Origin of the sequence: Bifidobacterium choerinum, assembly GCF_002761235.1 — a bacterium.
GTDB classification, from domain to species: Bacteria; Actinomycetota; Actinomycetes; order Actinomycetales; family Bifidobacteriaceae; genus Bifidobacterium; species Bifidobacterium choerinum.
The window spans coordinates 591,304-608,628 of sequence record NZ_CP018044.1 but is presented as its reverse complement, the minus strand read 5'-3'; the positions used below and the strand labels follow the sequence as shown (position 1 = coordinate 608,628).

Below are 17,325 nucleotides of genomic sequence, written 5' to 3'. Positions count from 1 at the left end.
CACGCCTGAGGAATTGATAAGTTGAGAGGACCGTGTATAGTGTGGAGCAGCTTGGCGAGGAGCGATCCTCGTCGGGCGAACGTAGAAGTCTGTTGCCGTGTCGAAGTCGACGGCTGCAGGTGGACACGCCACAAGTAATCCCCTCACAACGGATCGTTCGGCACGTACCTGCCGATGAAAGGATGAATAATGGCAGAAGTCATTTTCGACCACGTCACGCGAATCTACCCGGGCAACGACAAGCCGTCGGTGGATGATCTCAATCTCGATATCAAGGACGGCGAGTTCCTCGTCCTCGTCGGTCCTTCCGGCTGCGGCAAGTCGACGACGCTGCGCATGCTCGCGGGTCTCGAGGAAGTCAACAAGGGCCGCATCCTGATCGGTGGCAAGGACGTCACCACGATGCAGCCGAAGGATCGCGACATCGCGATGGTGTTCCAGAACTACGCGCTGTATCCGCACATGACCGTCGCCGACAACATGGGCTTCGCGCTGAAGATCGCAGGCACGCCGAAGGAGGAGATTCGCAAGCGCGTCGAGAAGGCCGCCGAGATCCTCGACCTCACCGAGTTCCTCGATCGCAAGCCGAAGGCGCTTTCCGGTGGTCAGCGTCAGCGCGTCGCGATGGGCCGTGCAATCGTCCGTGAGCCGAAGGTCTTCCTGATGGATGAGCCGCTGTCGAACCTCGACGCGAAGCTGCGTGTGCAGACCCGTACGCAGATCGCGGCGCTGCAGCGCCAGCTCGGCGTCACGACGCTGTACGTCACGCACGATCAGACCGAGGCGCTGACGATGGGCGACCGCATCGCCGTCATCAAGCTCGGCATCCTGCAGCAGGTCGGCGCGCCGACCGAGCTGTACGACCGCCCGGCCAACGTCTTCGTCGCCGGCTTCATCGGCTCGCCGTCGATGAACATCAACACGCACCCGGTCGTCAACGGCAAGGCGAAGATCGGACAGGACACGATGGACCTGCCGAAGGAGGCGCTCGACAAGCTCACGCCGGAGGACAACAACGAGATCGTCGTCGGCTTCCGCCCGGAGGATGCCTCGCTCGCCGGCCCGGACGACACGAACGCGTTCTCGCTCAAGGTCGTCAATGTCGAGGATCTCGGCTCCGACGGCTACATCTACGGCAACATCCTCACCGATGACGCGATCGCCCAGAAGGACGAGCACACGTCGATGATGTCCGACCAGAACAAGCTCACGACGATCCGCGTGAACCCGCGCGTGCTGCCGAAGGTTGGCGACGTCGTCAAGATCAAGGTCAACCCGGCCAAGATGCATCTCTTCGCCCCGTCGACCGAACTGCGCATCAACTGATGCCGGCCGCACGCAAGTGCTGACCTGAGCGTTGTGAAGGAACCCCGCACCATCTGCGGGGTTCCTTCGTATCTCGGGCGTATCCTGTCGGAGAAAACCGCACATGGCTATGAGGTAAAGTGGCGACTATGAGCTTCAATGACAATCCGCAGCTGGATCCGCGCGCGTTGAAGGCGACGAGCGTGAAGGCCGAGGACCCGGCCACGCCCTCCGATGAACCGGCGTCGCTCAAGATCACGTCGGCGAGCGCCGACCCGAAGATGTTCACATTGCCGTGGGAGCAGCCGCTGTCCACTTGGCCGAAGGATATCCTCGTCAACCTGCCGCGAGGTATCTCCCGACACATCGTGCGCTTCGTGCGCGTCGGCGACGCGGTCTACGCGATGAAGGAGATCACGAGCAACGTCGCGGAACGCGAATACGAGCTGCTGCGCCAGCTGCAGAAGCTGAACCTGCCGACCGTGCAGCCGATCGCCGTCGTGACCGGACGCCATGACGAGCACGGCAATCCGCTCGAGGCGATCCTCGTGACGAAGCATCTGCGCTTCTCGCTGCCGTACCGCGCACTGTTCGCGCGCGCATTGCGTCCGGACACGGCGGAGCGGCTCATCGACGCGCTCGCCGTGCTCATGGTGCGTCTGCACCTCGCCGGCTTCTACTGGGGCGACGTGTCGTTGTCGAACGTCCTGTTCCTCAAGGACGCCGACGCGTTCTCCGCGTTCCTCGTCGACGCCGAGACCGGCGACCTGCAGGTCGAGCTGACGCAGGGGCAGCGCGAATACGACATCGATCTGGCGCGTACGAACATCATCGGCGAACTGATGGATCTGAGCTCCGGTGAGCTGCTGCCGCCGGATGTCGACGAGATCGAGGTCGGCAACCGTCTCGTCGACCGCTATCACTCGCTGTGGAGCGCATTGACCGACACCGACAAGTTCAACCCGAACGAGATGTGGAAGATCGAGAAGCGCGTCAACCGGCTCAACGAGCTCGGCTTCGACGTCGACGAACTCGAGGTGACGACGACCGAGGACGGCAAACGCGTGCTCGTGCGCCCGCGCGTCGTCGACGCCGGCTATGCGAACCGCAGGCTGCTGCGTCTGACCGGTCTCGACGTGCAGGAGAACCAGGCACGTCGTCTGCTCAACGACCTCGACGCCTACCGTGCGTCGACGTGGCGCGACGGCGAGGACCTCGAGATCGTCGCGACCGACTGGATGCGCGAGGTCTTCGAACCGACGGTGCGCATGATCCCGCCGGAATACCGTTCGCAGATCGAACCCGCGCAGTTCTTCCACGAAGTGCTCGACCACCGCTGGTTCATGGCGGAGAAGGCCGGCCACGACGTGCCGATGGCCGACGCCGTGCAGAGCTATGTGCAGAACATCCTGCCCAAGCAGATGATGGACGCGAAGACCGTCGACGACCTCAACGCCGAAGCCGACTCCGGCGTCATCGACGACGAATCCACCTACGACGATGTGACCGCGCATCACGACGAGGACGACGACTACAATCCGGAGCTCGACCAGGACGCCGCCGTCTGGGCGCACTGAGCGCGTTTCGCCGCCGCACGGCGGATGCATATGGATATGGCTGTGCCCGGGGTCGTCACGACCCCGGGCACAGCCATATCCATATGCGTATACGCGCGCCACGGCGCGCGCGGGTGCTCAGCTTTCGGCGGCCTCGCGGCGCGCGCGGTCGGCCGCGTACATCGCGATGCCGGCGGCGACGGACGCGTTGAGCGATTCGACGGCGTTCGTCATCGGGATGCTCGCGATGCAGTCGCAGGCCTCGCGCGTGAGCCTGCTCAGGCCTTTGCCTTCCGAACCGAGCACGATGACGAGCGGATCGGTCTCGAAGCCGGTCTCGCCGACGAGCTTGCTGCCGCCGCCGTCGAGGCCGACGCTGTAGTAGCCGCGCTCCTTGAGCGCCTCGATCGCCTTCGTCAGATTGACGACGCGCGCGACCGGCATATGCGCGGCGGCGCCCGCCGACACCTTCCACGCGGTCGCGTTCACCGACGCCGAGCGGCGCTCCGGCAGGATGACGCCGTTCGCGCCGAAGGCGGCCGCCGAGCGGATGACGGCGCCGAGGTTCTGCGGATCGGTGATACCGTCGAGCGCGATGAACAGCGGACGCGCGGCGAGACGCGCGGCCTTCGAATTCGCGGCTTCCATCGCGCGCGCCTTGCGCTCGGCGCGTTCGGCGAGCTCGATGAGCGACGAATACTGGAAGGGCTGCGCCTTCATGATGACGCCCTGATGATGGTCGGAACGCGCGATCCGGTCCATCTCGAGACGGTCCGCCTCGAGCAGGTTGAGGCCATGCTGGCCGGCGAGACGGATGATCTCGCGCGTGCGGTCGTCCGGCTCGATGCGCGCGGCCACGTACAGCGTGCTCGCCGGCACGCCGACGCGCAGCGCCTCGAGGACGGCGTTGCGGCCGATGACCAGATCGTCGGAATCGTTCGCGAACCTGGCGGCGCGGCGGCGTGCGGCCAGACGCGGATCGGAACGCTGGCGCTTCTGCGCCTCCTTCTTCGCCTTGTATGCCTTGTGATAGACGCGGTCCTCGGCCTTGGGCGTCGGGCCCTTGCCGCGCAGCGCGTTGCGGTGCTTGCCGCCCGACCCTTTGGTCGGGCCTTTCTTCGTAACCATGGGCACAATTATGGCAGCGCCCCGCGCCAAACGCGCCCTGCGCGAACCCGTCGCGCCCCCGCCTCGCGTTTTCGCAGATTGTGCGCAGTTCGGCGCGAACGACCGCATATTGACCGGCGCTATGGAATAATGGCAGACGTATGAGGCGCCATGCCAACGTGGCGCCGGAAATAACCGCGCAGTCCGGCGCCCGTTTCCCGGTCCACCCATATCGGGCCGGGGAGCCGCGTCTGGCTGACTACTCCGCGGCTGACCGAGGAGAAACAACCTATGGATGATCGCATCATTGATCCATCCGCGCTGTCCAACGAGCCCCATGTGGAGCCTGAGAACGCCGAAGAGAGCCGTGAGGTGAAGGCTCAGGAGGCGCTGCTGCACGATGTCGATCCGTCGCTCGTCGACGCCACCGAAGTGGCGGCCGCGCTCGACGTGGATCCGCGCACTGGCCTGAGTGCCGCTGAAGCCAAGCGACGACTCGAGAAATTCGGCCCCAACGAGCTTGCGAGCGCGCCGCCGGTGCCGAAATGGAAGAAGTTCCTGCAGCAGTTCCAGGATCCGCTCGTCTACCTGCTGCTCGCCGCGACGGCGATCTCGCTCGTCGCGTGGATCATCGAGAAAGTCAACGCGGCACCCGGTGCCGAAGGCGGCGAAGCGCTGCCATTTGACGCCATCGTCATCGTGCTGATCCTCATCGTCAACGCGATTCTCGGCTACGTGCAGGAGGCGAAGGCTGAGGAGGCCGTCAACGCGCTGTCCGAGATGACGGCACCGACGTCGAACGTGCTGCGCGACGGCCGCGTCGAGCGCATCAACACGACCGACATCGTCCCCGGCGATATTCTTGTGCTCGGTGAAGGCGACACGGTTCCGGCCGATGGCCGTCTGCTCGCCGCCGCGAGCCTGCGCATCGCCGAGGCTTCGCTGACCGGCGAATCCGTCCCGGTGGGTAAGAAGCCGGAGACACTCGAGAAGGCGAAGGCGCTTGGCGACCGTACGAACATGGTCTTCAACGGCACATCCGTCACGCAGGGCACCGGCCGCGCGATCGTGACCGGCACTGGCATGAACACGCAGGTCGGCAAGATCGCCGACCTGCTGCAGTCGACCGACGACGAGGCGACGCCGCTGCAGAAGGAAATGAACCACGTCTCGAAGATTCTCGGCATCGCCGTGTGCATCATCGCCGCCGTCGTGCTGCTCGCGCTCGCGATCCTCGAAGGATTCCACAGCGTCCACGACGTCATCGATTCGCTGCTGCTCGCCGTCTCGCTCGCCGTTGCGGCCGTGCCGGAAGGCCTCGCCGCAATCCTCACCGTCGTTCTCGCGCTCGGCGTGCAGCGTATGGCCGCACACCACGCGATCGTCAAGAAGCTACATTCGGTCGAGACGCTCGGCTCCGCGTCCGTCATCTGCTCGGACAAGACCGGTACGCTCACGCGCAACGAGATGACCGTTGAACGCGTCGTCGTGCCGTCGGGCGAGGTCGAACTGACCGGCACCGGTTATGCGCCGGAAGGCGACATGGTCGCACTCGACGGTGCCGCCGTCCCGGAGAACATCGCGAACGAGGTGCTCGCCACGCTCGGCGCCGGCACGCTCGCGAACGATGGCGAGCTGCGTGAGGGCGACAAGCCCGGCACGTGGGAGGTCGTCGGCGATCCGACCGAGGTTTCGCTCGTCGTGGCCGCGCGCAAGACGCATGCGGACAAGAAGTACGAGCACTTCCAGCGCGTCGCCGAAATCCCGTTCACGTCGGAGCGCAAGCGCATGTCCGTCATCGCGCGCAACGCGACCGACGCCGGCAAGCTCACCGTCTTCGCGAAGGGCGCGCCGGACGTGCTCCTCGGCTACTGCGACCGCATCTACGTCAACGGCGCGATCCGCAAGCTCACCGAAGGCGACCGTCAGGACATCCTCGAAACGGTCGAACGACTCTCGCGTGAGGCGTACCGCACGCTCGGCGAGGCGTACCGTCCGCTCGAAACCGATTCGCTCGCGCAGATCCCTGGCATCCGTACGAACTCGGCCGGCGAAGTCTCCGACATCGCCGAACAGGCCGAAGTAATCGAAGCCCATCTGATCTGGAACGGCATGGTCGGCATCATCGATCCGCCGCGCACCGAAGTGCGTGACGCCGTCGCCGAGGCGCACCGCGCCGGCATCCGCACCGTCATGATCACCGGCGACCATCCGCTCACAGCTGCCCGCATCGCCTCCGACCTCGGCATCATCGCCAAGGACGGCAAGGCGCTCACCGGCGACGAGCTCGACGCGATGGACGAAAAACAGCTCGACAAGGCGACCTCCGAGGTCTCCGTTTACGCGCGCGTCGCGCCGGAGCATAAGCTCAAGATCGTCGAATCGCTGCAGCGTCAGGGCAACATCGCCGCGATGACCGGCGACGGCGTCAACGATGCCCCGGCAGTCAAGGCCGCGGACATCGGCGTCGCGATGGGCATCACCGGCACCGAAGTGACGAAGCAGTCGGCGAAGATGATTCTCGCCGATGACAACTTCTCGACGATCGTCGCCGCCGTACGCGAAGGCCGCGGCATCTTCGACAACATCCGCAAGTTCCTGCGCTACCTGCTCAGCTCGAACGTCGGTGAAGTCTTCACCGTCTTCTTCGGCGTTGTCTTTGCCGGCTGGCTTGGCATCAAGAACCCGGCTTCGGTCGGTGTCACCGTGCCGCTGCTTGCGACGCAGCTGCTGTGGATCAACCTGCTGACTGACGCGGCGCCGGCGCTCGCGATGGGCGTCGACCCGATGACCGAGGACGTCATGAACCGCAAGCCGCGCAAGCTCACCGACCGTGTCATCGACGGCGCGATGTGGGGCGATATCGTCTACATCGGCATCATCATGGCCGTCGTCACGCTCATCGGCATGGACATGCATCTGTCCGGCGGCCTATTCACCGACCGTTCAGTCAGTGCGATGGGTCATGACGCACAGATGGTCGAGGCGCGCACGATGGGCTTCACGATTCTCGTGTTCGCACAGCTGTTCAATGCGCTCGCGTCGCGTTCGCATCTGCAGAGCGCGTTCGTCGGCCTGTTCTCGAACAAGTGGCTGTGGGGTGCGATCGGCCTGTCCATTGCACTGCAGCTGCTCGTCATCTATGTGCCGTTCCTCAATACGGCCTTCGGCACGACGCCGCTGCCGCCGATGGCATGGCTTGAGTGCATCGGCCTGGCCTTCTTCGTGCTGCTTGCCTCGGAGATTCGCAAGATCTTCCTGCGCATGCGTGCGAAGCGCTGACACGTCGTCATCATCATCAATACTGAGTATTGATTGATTGTTGATTACAACTGATGGCCCGAGCGGGCGCCGACCTTGTCCACAAGGTCGGCGCCCGCTCGGGCCATCAGCTGTTTTCCAATCGTTCCGCGGCTGCGGACGGCCGTGGAGTCGTCAGATGATGTCACATGATGCCTGACGAGATGTCGTGGTCGAGCAGCCACTGACGCAGGTCGGCGAATTCGGCAAGGCTGACCGCATGGTCGAGACCGCGGTATTCGTGCGCGGTGAGCCACGTGTACTCCTCGAGCCATGCGAGCGTCTCGTAGATGTCGTACTTCGGCACGACGGTGTCGGCCGAACCGTAGCCGTAGAAGGTCGGGATATTGAGTTCGAGCAGTCGTTCGTCGGCGGGATGGGCGCCTTCGACGATGCCCGGCGCGAGGAATCCAGACAGGCTGATCGCCGCGCGGTAGCGTTCCGGATGCACGCGCAGCAGCTGGATCGCCAGCATGCCGCCCTGCGAGAAGCCGATCGGCACGACGTCGCGGCCGGCGTCGACATTCGCCATCACCCATGCGTCAATCGCCGTGGCCGCCGCGAAGGCGTCGCGGTCGAGATCCTCTCCGACGGGGATCGCATCATGCAGCCACGAGTACGCCCCCGGCTGCATGAGCGACGCCTCCTGCAGCACAAGCGGCGCGCGCAGCGAGACGTAATCGTTGTACGGCGCCACATAGCGCATCATGTCGGCCAGATCGTCCTCGTTGGAACCCCAGCCATGCAGGCACAGGAACAGCGGGCGGCCGCCGGCTGCGGTGGCGCCGTTGCGCGATGTGCGCGCGGAGGTGACGGTGAGCGGTTCGCCGAAACGGCCGGGCACGACCGTCGATGGGCGGCCGATGAGGGCGCCACGGTTCTCGGAAGCATCAGTCATACCGCCAATATACGCGCCCCATATGCGTGCGCATGTGTCCGTGCACACGAATCAGCCGCCGGCGTCGCGGCCGCTCGAACATTGCGAGTGCGTCGGCGTACGCAATTACACTGAATCGAGCATGACCATGTGCATACGGCCATGGCATGGGAACCGATCCGTCACGAAGGAGATGCCCCTAAGATGCTGCTGTCCGATCGCGATATCCTCGCCGCACAGGCCGAGGGCCATATCTCGCTCGATCCGTGGACGCCTGAAATGGTGCAGCCCGCATCGATCGACGTGCGTCTCGACCGTTTCTTCCGTCTGTTCAACAATCATGCGTACACCTACGTGGATCCGGCCGAGAACCAGGGCGAGCTCACCGAGCAGTTCGAGGTCAGACCGGACGAGCCGTGGATTCTGCATCCGGGCGAGTTCGCGCTTGGTTCGACATGGGAATATGTCAAGCTCGACGCGACGCTCGCCGCGCGGCTCGAAGGCAAGAGCTCGCTCGGCCGTCTCGGCATCCTGACGCATTCGACGGCCGGTTTCATCGATCCCGGCTTCGAAGGCCACATCACGCTCGAGCTATCCAACGTCTCGACGCTGCCGGTGAAGCTGTGGCCGGGCATGAAGATCGGGCAGATGTGCTTCTTCCAGCTGAGCTCCCCGGCCGAGCATCCCTACGGCTCGGCGGTGGCTGGCTCCCACTATCAGGGACAGCGCGGCCCGACGCCGTCGCGTTCCTATGTGAATTTCTACCGCGCGCAGATCACCGACTAGTGGTCGGTGCCCCGAACGTGCCCGTCGCGGCGTTCCCGTTATGTGCTGCGGACACGCCCGCGCCGCCTGCGCGTCCGCATGAGATGAAGAGAGGCTGACGGCCAATGGCGAACAATCCCAATCCTTCCAATTCCGATCTGCAGTTCCCGAGCGACCCCGCCGGCGACATCGACCACAGCCTGCAGCCGATCGATGAACGCATCGACAGCGCCGCGCTGCGGTTCCCGTCCTTCGACGACGCGCCGACGCCGAAGCGCGAGACGCCGCATCCGCGAGACGCCGCATCCGCCGCGTCCGCGCAGTCGCCGACTTCGCCGATGCCGACCGCGACGACTTCGCCGGCTGCGACTTCGGCCGCGCACACCGCCTCCGCGTCACCGCAGCCGGCCGTGCCGACGACTACGGCGCCGGCCGGGACGCGCGCGATGCCGACCTTCACGTTTGCGAACTCGAACACCGAGGCGCCGACGCAGGCGATGCCGGCGTCCGGCGTGGCGCCGCTGAACGCGGATGCGGCCTCCGACGACTTCAACGTGCCGGTGTGGGGCGCCGCCGAAGGCAGCGCCGCTGCGGCCGACGACGAACAGACCGAACTGTTCCCGCCGGCGCCGACGTCCACATCGGTCAACACTCACACGCAGCAGATGGCGCAGGACGGCGCGCCGACGGCGACGTTGCCGCCGATCAATCCGCGCGCCGGCATGGACGATGCCGCCGATGGAGGCACGCACGTGCTCGGACGGACCGCGTCTTCCTACACGAACACCGTCATCGAGACGAATACCGAGGGCGCGCCGGCCTCCTTCGAACCGCTCGAGGAGGTCGCCGATGAGGACGACGGCGACGGCGATGTGCCGGACGAACCGGGTAACGGCCATCATGGCCGCGACGGCGGCAGCAGCCGCAACACGAAGGTCATCGTCGCCGTCGTCGCCGCGCTCGTCGTCGTCGCGCTCGTCGTCGTCGGCATCGTGATGTGGCAGCGCGGCAAGTCGGCCGACGCGAAGGACGCCGCGCTCGCCTCCTGCCGGCGCTCGCAGCAGCTCGTCCAGACGGTGTCGGCGACGCTCGACAAGGAGGTGAAGGCGGACGGCTCCCTCGCGTCGACGTCGCAGGACGCCGTCGCCGACGAGTCGACGGTCACGAAGTTCGCCGATGCATTGCAGCAGGCGACGGCGCTGCAGAAGGACACGCAGGGCGTCGACCAGATGTGCGCGGCGTCGCTCGCGCAGCCCGCGCTCGAACAGGCGGCGCGCAAACTCGACGCGCAGGCCACGCAAATCGAGGACGCGACGAAGTCGCTCAAGGACGCCGCATCCGCGCTCAACGCGTCGAAGGACGCGCGCACGAAGTCGGATGGCGTCAGGAAGGACCTGCAGTCGGCGATCGACGAGGCACAGACGCTGTACGACGAATCGGCCGGCCTTGTCGCCGACGAGGCGACGCGCGAGGCGCTGCAGTCGGCAATCGACGATGCGAGGAAGACGGTCGCCGATTCCGGCCTCACGCAGGAGGCCGCCGACAAGGCGCGCGACGCGCTGCGCGCGGCCGGTGACACGGTGCGCGCCTCCGAGGACGCGCTGACGGCGGCGAACGCGGCCGCCGCCGAGGCGCAGCGCCAGCAGGAACAGCAGAACGCGGCGAACGGCGCGCAGCAGCCGGGGGTCAACGGCACCGCCGACGGCACCGTCAACGGCGGCGTCGCCGGTGGCGACACGACCGGTACGACGACCGGTGGCGACACGACCGGTACGACGACCGTCCCGGCTGTCCCGTCGACCGGTGGCGACGGCACGCAGACGTTGCCCGGCGACGCGACCGGCGGCGCGCTGCAGTAGCCGCCGGCGTCCCTCATCGGGCATCCGATGGCTCGGAAACACACGGAGGGCGGCGCCGACCATCGTGGTCGGCGCCGCCCTCCGTGTGTGTGAGGACGAACTCAGAAGTTCGCGTCGGCGGCGACGCTCATCACATAGACGTTCTTGCGCAGCTGCTTCGCCTGCGCGCGCGTGATGTCGCCGTTCTCGAGCATGTCCTGGATGACGCCGAGCTCGATGCCGAAGCTTTCGCGCTTGACGGCGTCGATCAGCGTCGACAGCGACGCCGAGTTGCGCATGTTCGGCCGCGATTTGAGCGACGCCTCGGCGCGGCGGTAGTCGAGCAGCAGCCCCGATACGATTTCGGTGTCGTAGGTCGTGCTCGTCATCTCCTCGTACAGGCGGTCGATGACATGGTCGATCGCGTCGGTCTGCAGGTCGCGCATGCTGCCGTACACCTCGTCCTCGCTGAACATCGGCGTGCTGCGGCGGATCTTGTTCGCCGCGCGCCGCGAGACGATGACGGTGTGCCGCTGCAGCGAATGCACACGTCCCTTGATCTGCCACAGCACATGCGACGAATCGTGTTCGGTGTGCGTGTGGCGCAGCGTCGTCATGATCTGGTCGAGCAGGCGCTCGCAGGCCTCGACGCGGATGTCGCGCTCGTGCGTGTCGAGTGTCGGGTCGATGCGCGTTTCGGCGAGCCGACGTTTGACGTAGTCCTTCTCCCAGTCGAGCGCGGCCAGCTGCAGCTCGGCGCGCGCGTCCGCGTTCGTCTCGCCGAGCCGTTTCTTCAGCCGCGTGATGCGTTGCGTGTACGAGTTGATGACGGCCATGACGGGCGCGCGGTTCTCGTCGGTCGTCAGTTCGGCGAGCTCCTCGACGGTGCGGCGCAGCACCTCGATCGACGCCTCGGTGATCTCGCGGGAATCGTCCGCCGCCTTGTTCGGCGCGATGATCGGCAGCATGAAGTTTGCGAGCAGCAATGTGACGATGATGACGCCGCCGGCGATGAAGATGAGCTCGTCGCGCATCGGGAACCATTCGCCGTCCGCGAGCGTGTACGGGATCGTGAACATCAGCGACAGCGTGATCGTGCCTTTCGCGCCGCCGAAGGTCATGACGGCCGCCGAACGCCAACGCTCCGGCGTCATATGGCGGCGTTTGCGCGAATCCTCGGCGTGTGCGAGGCGCAGCATCGCGGACACCCACAGGAAACGCAGCCCGACGATGACGGCGGAGACGCACAGGATGATCGTCAGCAGCGTCCAGTTGCTGATCGCCGGATTGTCCCAGCTTGCGCGCATCGCGCCGGGCAGCAGCAGACCGAGCAGGATGAACACGGCGCCGTTGAGCGAGAACGAGAGCACCGACCAGACGCTTGACGCGACGATATTCGTGCGCGCGACGTTCGGGCCGATGCCGGTGCGGTCGAAGCGCATCATCAGCCCGGCGGCGACGACGGCGAGGATGCCGGAGACGTGCACGGCCCCGGCGCCCAGATACAGCAGGAACGGCAGGAACAGCTCGAGCAGGATGCGCGACGTCGTCGTCTCCCAGCCGAGCTGGCGCGAGGTCTCGAACAGCCAGTTGGCGAGCAGCCCTACGACGAGGCCGAACAACGCGCCGCCGAAGAAGGAGACGACGACCTCGCCGACCGCCTCGGTCACGCGGAACTGGCCGGTGACGGCCGCCGTGATCGCGAACTGGAAGCCGACGATGCCGGAGGCGTCGTTGAACAGCGATTCGCCTTTGAGGACGCCGACCTGACGTTGCGACAACGAGGCCTCATGGCTCAACGAGCTGACGGCGACGGCGTCGGTCGGGCCGAGCGCGGCGCCGAGCGCGAGCGCCGCGGCGAGCGTGAACATCGGCCAGATCGCATGCACGGTGAATCCGACGACGACCATGATCGCGATCGCTAGGCCGACGGCGAGCGACAATGACAGCTTCAATGATTTGAGCAGCTGGCTTTTGTTGATCTCATGCGCCTCGAGATAGAGCAGCGGCGCGATGAACAGCACCATGAACAGTTCCGGGTCGAGTCTGGTGTCCGGCACGAAGGGCAGCTGCGCCATGAGCACGCCAAGTGCGATCTGCACGAGCGGCGTCGAGATGCGCGGGATGAAACGACTCAGGAATGAGGAGAGCAGCACGGCGGCGACAATGCTCAGAATCAGTTCGAAAACCGCCACAGTCGGTCCTCCTCGTCCTCGTCGTTCATTGTTGGGCCCCACGCACGGCTGAGCCGTATGTCGCGCATGAGGGGATGGGCTTTCAGCATAGCAAGCGGCGCGTTACCGGCATGTGGCGCATCGTATGATGGCTGGAGACAACGAGACGCGTCCGGATGAGGCGCGGCTGAACGACGTAAGGAGCCGCTGATGCCGCTGATGCCGATGGACCGCGCGGCGATGCGCGGATGGATGGAGGATGCGCTCGCGCTCGCCGACGAGGCGGCGGCGCACGGCGATGTGCCGGTCGGCGCGATCATCGTCGACACGAACGGCGAAATCGTCGGCATCGGCCGCAATATGCGCGAGCGGGACGCCGACCCGCTCGCCCATGCCGAGATCCTCGCGATGCGTCAGGCGGCCGACGAACGTGACGACTGGAATCTGGCGGACTGCACATTGATCGTCACGCTCGAACCGTGCCCGATGTGCGCGGGCGCGTGCCTGCAGACGCATATCGGCCGCATCGTCTTCGGCGCCTGGGATGCGAAGCTCGGTGCCTGCGGCTCGGTATGGGACATTCCGCGCGACCCCCATGTGGGCCATGCGCCCGAGGTCGTCGGCGGCGTGCGCGAGGAGATGTGCGCGGAGCGGCTCGCCGACTTCTTCCGGGCGCGGCGTGCGTGATCCGGCCTCCGCATCGTCTTCGGTGGCTGATTTTCTTGCCTTCTGCGCGAACACGCCGACGTCTGTCAAGGAATGCGCGAACCTCTAGGATGATCGGCATCGTATATCGGCCGCGGCGATGACGCATGCGCGGCCCGGATGAAAGGACGGGCATACGATGCCTACGATCAGGGATTTCCACGGAACGACGAGCCGCGACGAGGCGGTGCATGTCGTCTATCTCGAACAGCGTGACGCGCGCGCGGCCTTCGCGTTCGTGATCGTCGGCGACGCGTTGCCGCGCATCGTGCATTGGGGACGCCCGTTGTCCGACCCGTCCACGCTCGTCGCCTGCGTCGACGCGCTGCGCCCGCAGCGCGTCTCCGGTGCGCTCGACGAGACGGCGTGGCCGAGCGTGCTGCCAACGCAGTCCGAGGCATGGACGGGCGCGCCGCGTTTCGTCGTGCGCACCGACGGCGTCGAACTGTATTGCCGATTCGCCGTCACTGATGTGAGCATCGACGATGACGGCGTCGACGTCGCCGCCGAGGACGGCGAGCAGGGCGTGCGCATCGTCTGGCGCTGCGAGCTGCGCGACAGCGGCCTCGTGCGCCAGCGGCTGACGGTGATGAACATGCGCGTCGAGGCGCTCGCGATCGGCGCCGTCGAACTCGCGTTCCCGGTACCCGCCGACATGACCGAGCTGCTGACGACGACCGGCCATCATCTGCGCGAACGTTCGCCGCAGCGCCAGCCGTTCACGATCGGACGCTTCCAGAAGGCGAGCATGGTCGGCCGTCCCGATTTCGACGCGTCGCTGCTGCTCAACGCCGGCCGCCCCGGATTCGGCTTCACCGAAGGCGACGTCTACTCGGTGCATGTCGCCTGGAGCGGCAACTCATTGATGGCCGCCGAACGCCTGCCGTACACGACCGGCCTGATCGGCGGCGGCGAGGTGCTCGCCGGCGGCGAAGTGACGTTGCCCGCGCACGGCGGTGATCGTGCGGGCGACGCCGGCTACACGACGCCGTGGCTTTACGGCTCCTACGGGGAAGGGCTCAACGAGGTCGCCTCGCGCTTCCACGACGAGCTGCGCGTGACGCACGCCCGCTGGCGCGCCGCGCACGGCGTCGCCGACAAGCCGCGCCCGGTCATCCTCAACACTTGGGAGGCCGTCTATTTCCAGCACGACTTCGACACGTTGAAGGCGCTCGCCGACAAGGCCGCCGTCAGCGGCGTCGAACGCTTCGTCGTCGACGACGGATGGTTCGGCGGCCGCCGCGACGACACGGCCGGCCTCGGCGACTGGCAGATCGCGCAGGACGTGTGGCCCGACGGCGAACGTTCGCTCAAGGCGCTCGCCGACTACGTGCACGCCAAGGGCATGGAATTCGGCCTGTGGTTCGAGCCGGAGATGGTGAACCCGGATTCGCGGATGTACCGCGAGCATCCCGACTGGGTGCTGCGCCCCACCGCGCATCGCCTGCCGATGCAGGGACGCAACCAGCAGGTCGTCGACCTGACGAACCCGGACGCCTACGCCTACGTGTACGGATGCATGGACGCGCTCGTCGACGAACTCGGCATCGACTACATCAAATGGGACCATAACAAATACGTGACCGAAGCGGTCTCGCCACGCACCGGACGCCCGGCCGTCCACGGGCAGACGCTCGCCGTCTACCGCATCTTCCACGACCTCAAGGACGCCCATCCGGAACTCGAGATCGAAAGCTGTTCGTCCGGCGGCGGCCGTGTTGACCTCGCGATCCTCTCGCTCGCCGACCGCATCTGGGCATCCGACTGCGTCGACCCGGTCGAACGCGCCGACATCCAGCGCTACACGTCGCTGCTCGTGCCACCGGAGATGATCGGCGAGCATGTGGGCGCGAGCCCCGCCCATTCGACGCACCGCGCGACCAGCCAGCGGATGCGCATGGCGATGGCGTTCTTCGGCCATCTCGGCATCGAATGGAACCTGCTCAAGGAGCCGCAGGCGGCGCTCGATGAACTCGGCGTCTGGGTGGATGCGTACAAGCGGCACCGCGACGACTTCATGCACGGCGTCGTCGTGCACGGCGACGCCGCCGACCCGGCCGTACGCGTCGACGGCGTCGTCAGCGCCGACGGGGCGCGCGCCGTCTACCGCTTCACACAGCTGACGACATCGCAGACCTATCCGGCGGCGCCGGTGCGGCTGCCCGGACTCGATCCGGACGCCGACTATCTGATCCGGCCGCTCGACTGCGACATCGACAGCGGCGAGCCGTTCACGCAGATCGGCAACGGACAGAGCGCGCTCGGCTGGTGGAACGCCGACGGCGTCGTCATGAACGGCGCGGCGCTCGCCGCCTTCGGTCTGCGCCCGCCGTCGATTCATCCGGCGAACGCCGTGCTGTTCTCCGCGACGCGCGTCTGATCAGCTGATGAACGCGGCGATCGCTCGCGCGGCCGCCGCGTCCGACCACAGCCGCCAGCTGAAGTCGGGGATCGTGAAGGACACCGGCGCGGCCTGGCTGTGCCGGTAGACGTCGATGCCCTTGCGGATGAACTCGCGGTTCTTCTTCGCGATGAACGAGCTTTCGCCGCTGATGAGCACCTGCGACGGCATCGCGAGGTTCGCGACGGTCGCGACGAGCACGCCGAGGCGGAAGCAGGTGCGTTCGCCGAGGCGGCGCGCCTGCGGCCGGTTCATCTCGAGGTCGTGCGCGAACTCCTCGAAGGTCGTCTCCCGGCCGACGATGCCCGAATACTCCTCGGCGATCGAATCGGAGGTCAGGCACTGCGAGCAGCCCACATGCCCGGACGAGCAGCGCGGCCCCTCCGGGTCGATGAGCACATGGCCGGCCAGGCCGTAGCTCTTGTCCGGATTGTCGATCGGATTGCCATGGTCGGACAGCGAATAGCCGACGCCGGCGCCCATCGTGATGATGGCGAAGCGTGGGATGCCGATCGCGTCGCCGAACCAGCATTCGTACAGCAGGGTCGAGTCGAGGTCGTTGAACACCATCGTCGGGATGCCGGTCGCATGCTGTACGAGCGCGCCCAGATCGACGGCGGAATCCCAATATAGGAACGGCGCGAAGGTCACGACGCGGTCGTCTTCGATATGGCCGCCGAGCGACAGTCCGATCGCTGTCGGCGCCGGCATATCGGAGGCGGTGGCCGTATGCACCATGCGCGCGATCTGCGCGACGATCGCATCGGGGGAGCGGTCGTCGATGTCCTCGGTCAGGTCGGCGCCGATCGGTCGGCACATCGTGTTGACCTCGGAGACGGTGATCGCGCCGTCGTGGATGTTGACGCCGATGAAGGTGTGCTCGTGCTCGCGGATGCGCAGCGCCGTCTGCGGACGTCCGCGCCGGCCGCTCGTGTCATGCGCCGTGAACCCCTGCGGCAGCGTGCCGCTCTGCGCGACGCCCGCGGGCAGCTCCTCGATGACGCCGTCGTAGATGAGGTCGCTCGTGATGCGCGAAAGCGCGCCCTGCGACAGGTTGAAGATCTGCGCGAGCGGCGTGCGCGCTATCGGTCCGTATTGCATGATGCCGCGCGCGACGTCGTGCGTGGTCTCCGACTTACTGAACCAGTGAGGGAAATCGAGCCGATCAGAATTTGTTTCCATGGGTATATAAATATACGCCGTTTTTCTTGCGCCGTTTCCGGACGCGCGGGGCGGTGGGAATGAAAACCGCGATTCCATACACTGAGGACCACCGGCGGGCGTGATGGAGCGGCTG

11 protein-coding genes are annotated in these 17,325 nt (G+C 66.2%); 7 read left to right on the top strand and 4 right to left on the bottom strand.

Annotated features, from left to right (window positions below):
- Nucleotides 1-189: 189 nt before the first annotated feature.
- Nucleotides 190-1,326 carry an ABC transporter ATP-binding protein gene (locus BcFMB_RS02315; RefSeq protein ID WP_024540187.1) on the top strand — a complete coding sequence of 379 codons (1,137 nt, stop codon included), beginning with the start codon at nucleotides 190-192 and terminating at the stop codon, nucleotides 1,324-1,326.
- Between the two features lie 128 nt (nucleotides 1,327-1,454).
- On the top strand, nucleotides 1,455-2,882 hold the full coding sequence (locus BcFMB_RS02310) for a DUF4032 domain-containing protein (protein WP_099720938.1): 1,428 nt from the start codon (nucleotides 1,455-1,457) through the stop codon (nucleotides 2,880-2,882).
- A gap of 117 nt (nucleotides 2,883-2,999) precedes the next feature.
- On the opposite strand, the gene rlmB is transcribed toward BcFMB_RS02310, so the two are convergent.
- The gene (gene rlmB, locus BcFMB_RS02305) at nucleotides 3,000-3,989 is read right to left on the bottom strand and encodes a 23S rRNA (guanosine(2251)-2'-O)-methyltransferase RlmB (protein ID WP_024540189.1); all 990 of its coding nucleotides are present in this window, start codon (nucleotides 3,987-3,989) and stop codon (nucleotides 3,000-3,002) included.
- Nucleotides 3,990-4,259: 270 nt separating this feature from the next.
- Between rlmB and BcFMB_RS02300 the strand changes: the two genes are divergently transcribed.
- On the top strand, nucleotides 4,260-7,250 hold the full coding sequence (locus BcFMB_RS02300; protein WP_099720937.1) for a cation-translocating P-type ATPase: 2,991 nt from the start codon (nucleotides 4,260-4,262) through the stop codon (nucleotides 7,248-7,250).
- Between the two features lie 163 nt (nucleotides 7,251-7,413).
- Here the strand turns inward: BcFMB_RS02300 and BcFMB_RS02295 are convergent, their stop codons facing one another.
- Complete coding sequence (locus BcFMB_RS02295; RefSeq protein WP_026644965.1) at nucleotides 7,414-8,166, bottom strand: alpha/beta hydrolase; 753 nt, start codon at nucleotides 8,164-8,166, stop codon at nucleotides 7,414-7,416.
- Nucleotides 8,167-8,349: 183 nt separating this feature from the next.
- On the opposite strand from BcFMB_RS02295, the gene dcd reads away from it, so the two are divergent.
- Complete coding sequence (gene dcd, locus BcFMB_RS02290) at nucleotides 8,350-8,931, top strand: dCTP deaminase (RefSeq protein ID WP_024540192.1); 582 nt, start codon at nucleotides 8,350-8,352, stop codon at nucleotides 8,929-8,931.
- 104 nt (nucleotides 8,932-9,035) lie between these two features.
- Nucleotides 9,036-10,769 (top strand): hypothetical protein, encoded by a 1,734-nt coding sequence (locus BcFMB_RS02285; RefSeq protein WP_099720936.1) that lies wholly within the window; start codon nucleotides 9,036-9,038, stop codon nucleotides 10,767-10,769.
- A 101-nt stretch (nucleotides 10,770-10,870) separates the two neighbouring features.
- Here BcFMB_RS02285 and BcFMB_RS02280 read toward each other — a convergent pair whose 3' ends face one another.
- On the bottom strand, nucleotides 10,871-12,943 hold the full coding sequence (locus BcFMB_RS02280; protein ID WP_024540194.1) for a Na+/H+ antiporter: 2,073 nt from the start codon (nucleotides 12,941-12,943) through the stop codon (nucleotides 10,871-10,873).
- Nucleotides 12,944-13,132: 189 nt separating this feature from the next.
- Between BcFMB_RS02280 and tadA the strand changes: the two genes are divergently transcribed.
- Together tadA and BcFMB_RS02270 are read left to right on the top strand one after the other, a co-directional pair.
- A complete protein-coding gene (gene tadA, locus BcFMB_RS02275) occupies nucleotides 13,133-13,609 on the top strand; it encodes a tRNA adenosine(34) deaminase TadA (protein ID WP_232513853.1) in 477 nt (158 codons plus the stop codon).
- Between the two features lie 157 nt (nucleotides 13,610-13,766).
- Complete coding sequence (locus BcFMB_RS02270; protein ID WP_099720935.1) at nucleotides 13,767-16,007, top strand: alpha-galactosidase; 2,241 nt, start codon at nucleotides 13,767-13,769, stop codon at nucleotides 16,005-16,007.
- Here the strand turns inward: BcFMB_RS02270 and BcFMB_RS02265 are convergent, their stop codons facing one another.
- Nucleotides 16,008-17,210 (bottom strand): ROK family protein, encoded by a 1,203-nt coding sequence (locus BcFMB_RS02265; protein ID WP_024540197.1) that lies wholly within the window; start codon nucleotides 17,208-17,210, stop codon nucleotides 16,008-16,010.
- Between the last annotated feature and the right edge of the window lie 115 nt (nucleotides 17,211-17,325).

What these genes read in the sequence shown, in the direction of transcription:
- BcFMB_RS02315 (WP_024540187.1), top strand. Translation starts at nt 190, where the DNA reads ATGGCAGAAGTCATTTTCGACCACGTCACGCGAATCTACCCGGGCAAC.
- BcFMB_RS02310 (WP_099720938.1), top strand. Translation starts at nt 1,455, where the DNA reads ATGAGCTTCAATGACAATCCGCAGCTGGATCCGCGCGCGTTGAAGGCG.
- rlmB (WP_024540189.1), bottom strand. Translation starts at nt 3,989, where the DNA reads ATGGTTACGAAGAAAGGCCCGACCAAAGGGTCGGGCGGCAAGCACCGC.
- BcFMB_RS02300 (WP_099720937.1), top strand. Translation starts at nt 4,260, where the DNA reads ATGGATGATCGCATCATTGATCCATCCGCGCTGTCCAACGAGCCCCAT.
- BcFMB_RS02295 (WP_026644965.1), bottom strand. Translation starts at nt 8,166, where the DNA reads ATGACTGATGCTTCCGAGAACCGTGGCGCCCTCATCGGCCGCCCATCG.
- dcd (WP_024540192.1), top strand. Translation starts at nt 8,350, where the DNA reads ATGCTGCTGTCCGATCGCGATATCCTCGCCGCACAGGCCGAGGGCCAT.
- BcFMB_RS02285 (WP_099720936.1), top strand. Translation starts at nt 9,036, where the DNA reads ATGGCGAACAATCCCAATCCTTCCAATTCCGATCTGCAGTTCCCGAGC.
- tadA (WP_232513853.1), top strand. Translation starts at nt 13,133, where the DNA reads ATGCCGCTGATGCCGATGGACCGCGCGGCGATGCGCGGATGGATGGAG.
- BcFMB_RS02270 (WP_099720935.1), top strand. Translation starts at nt 13,767, where the DNA reads ATGCCTACGATCAGGGATTTCCACGGAACGACGAGCCGCGACGAGGCG.
- BcFMB_RS02265 (WP_024540197.1), bottom strand. Translation starts at nt 17,210, where the DNA reads ATGGAAACAAATTCTGATCGGCTCGATTTCCCTCACTGGTTCAGTAAG.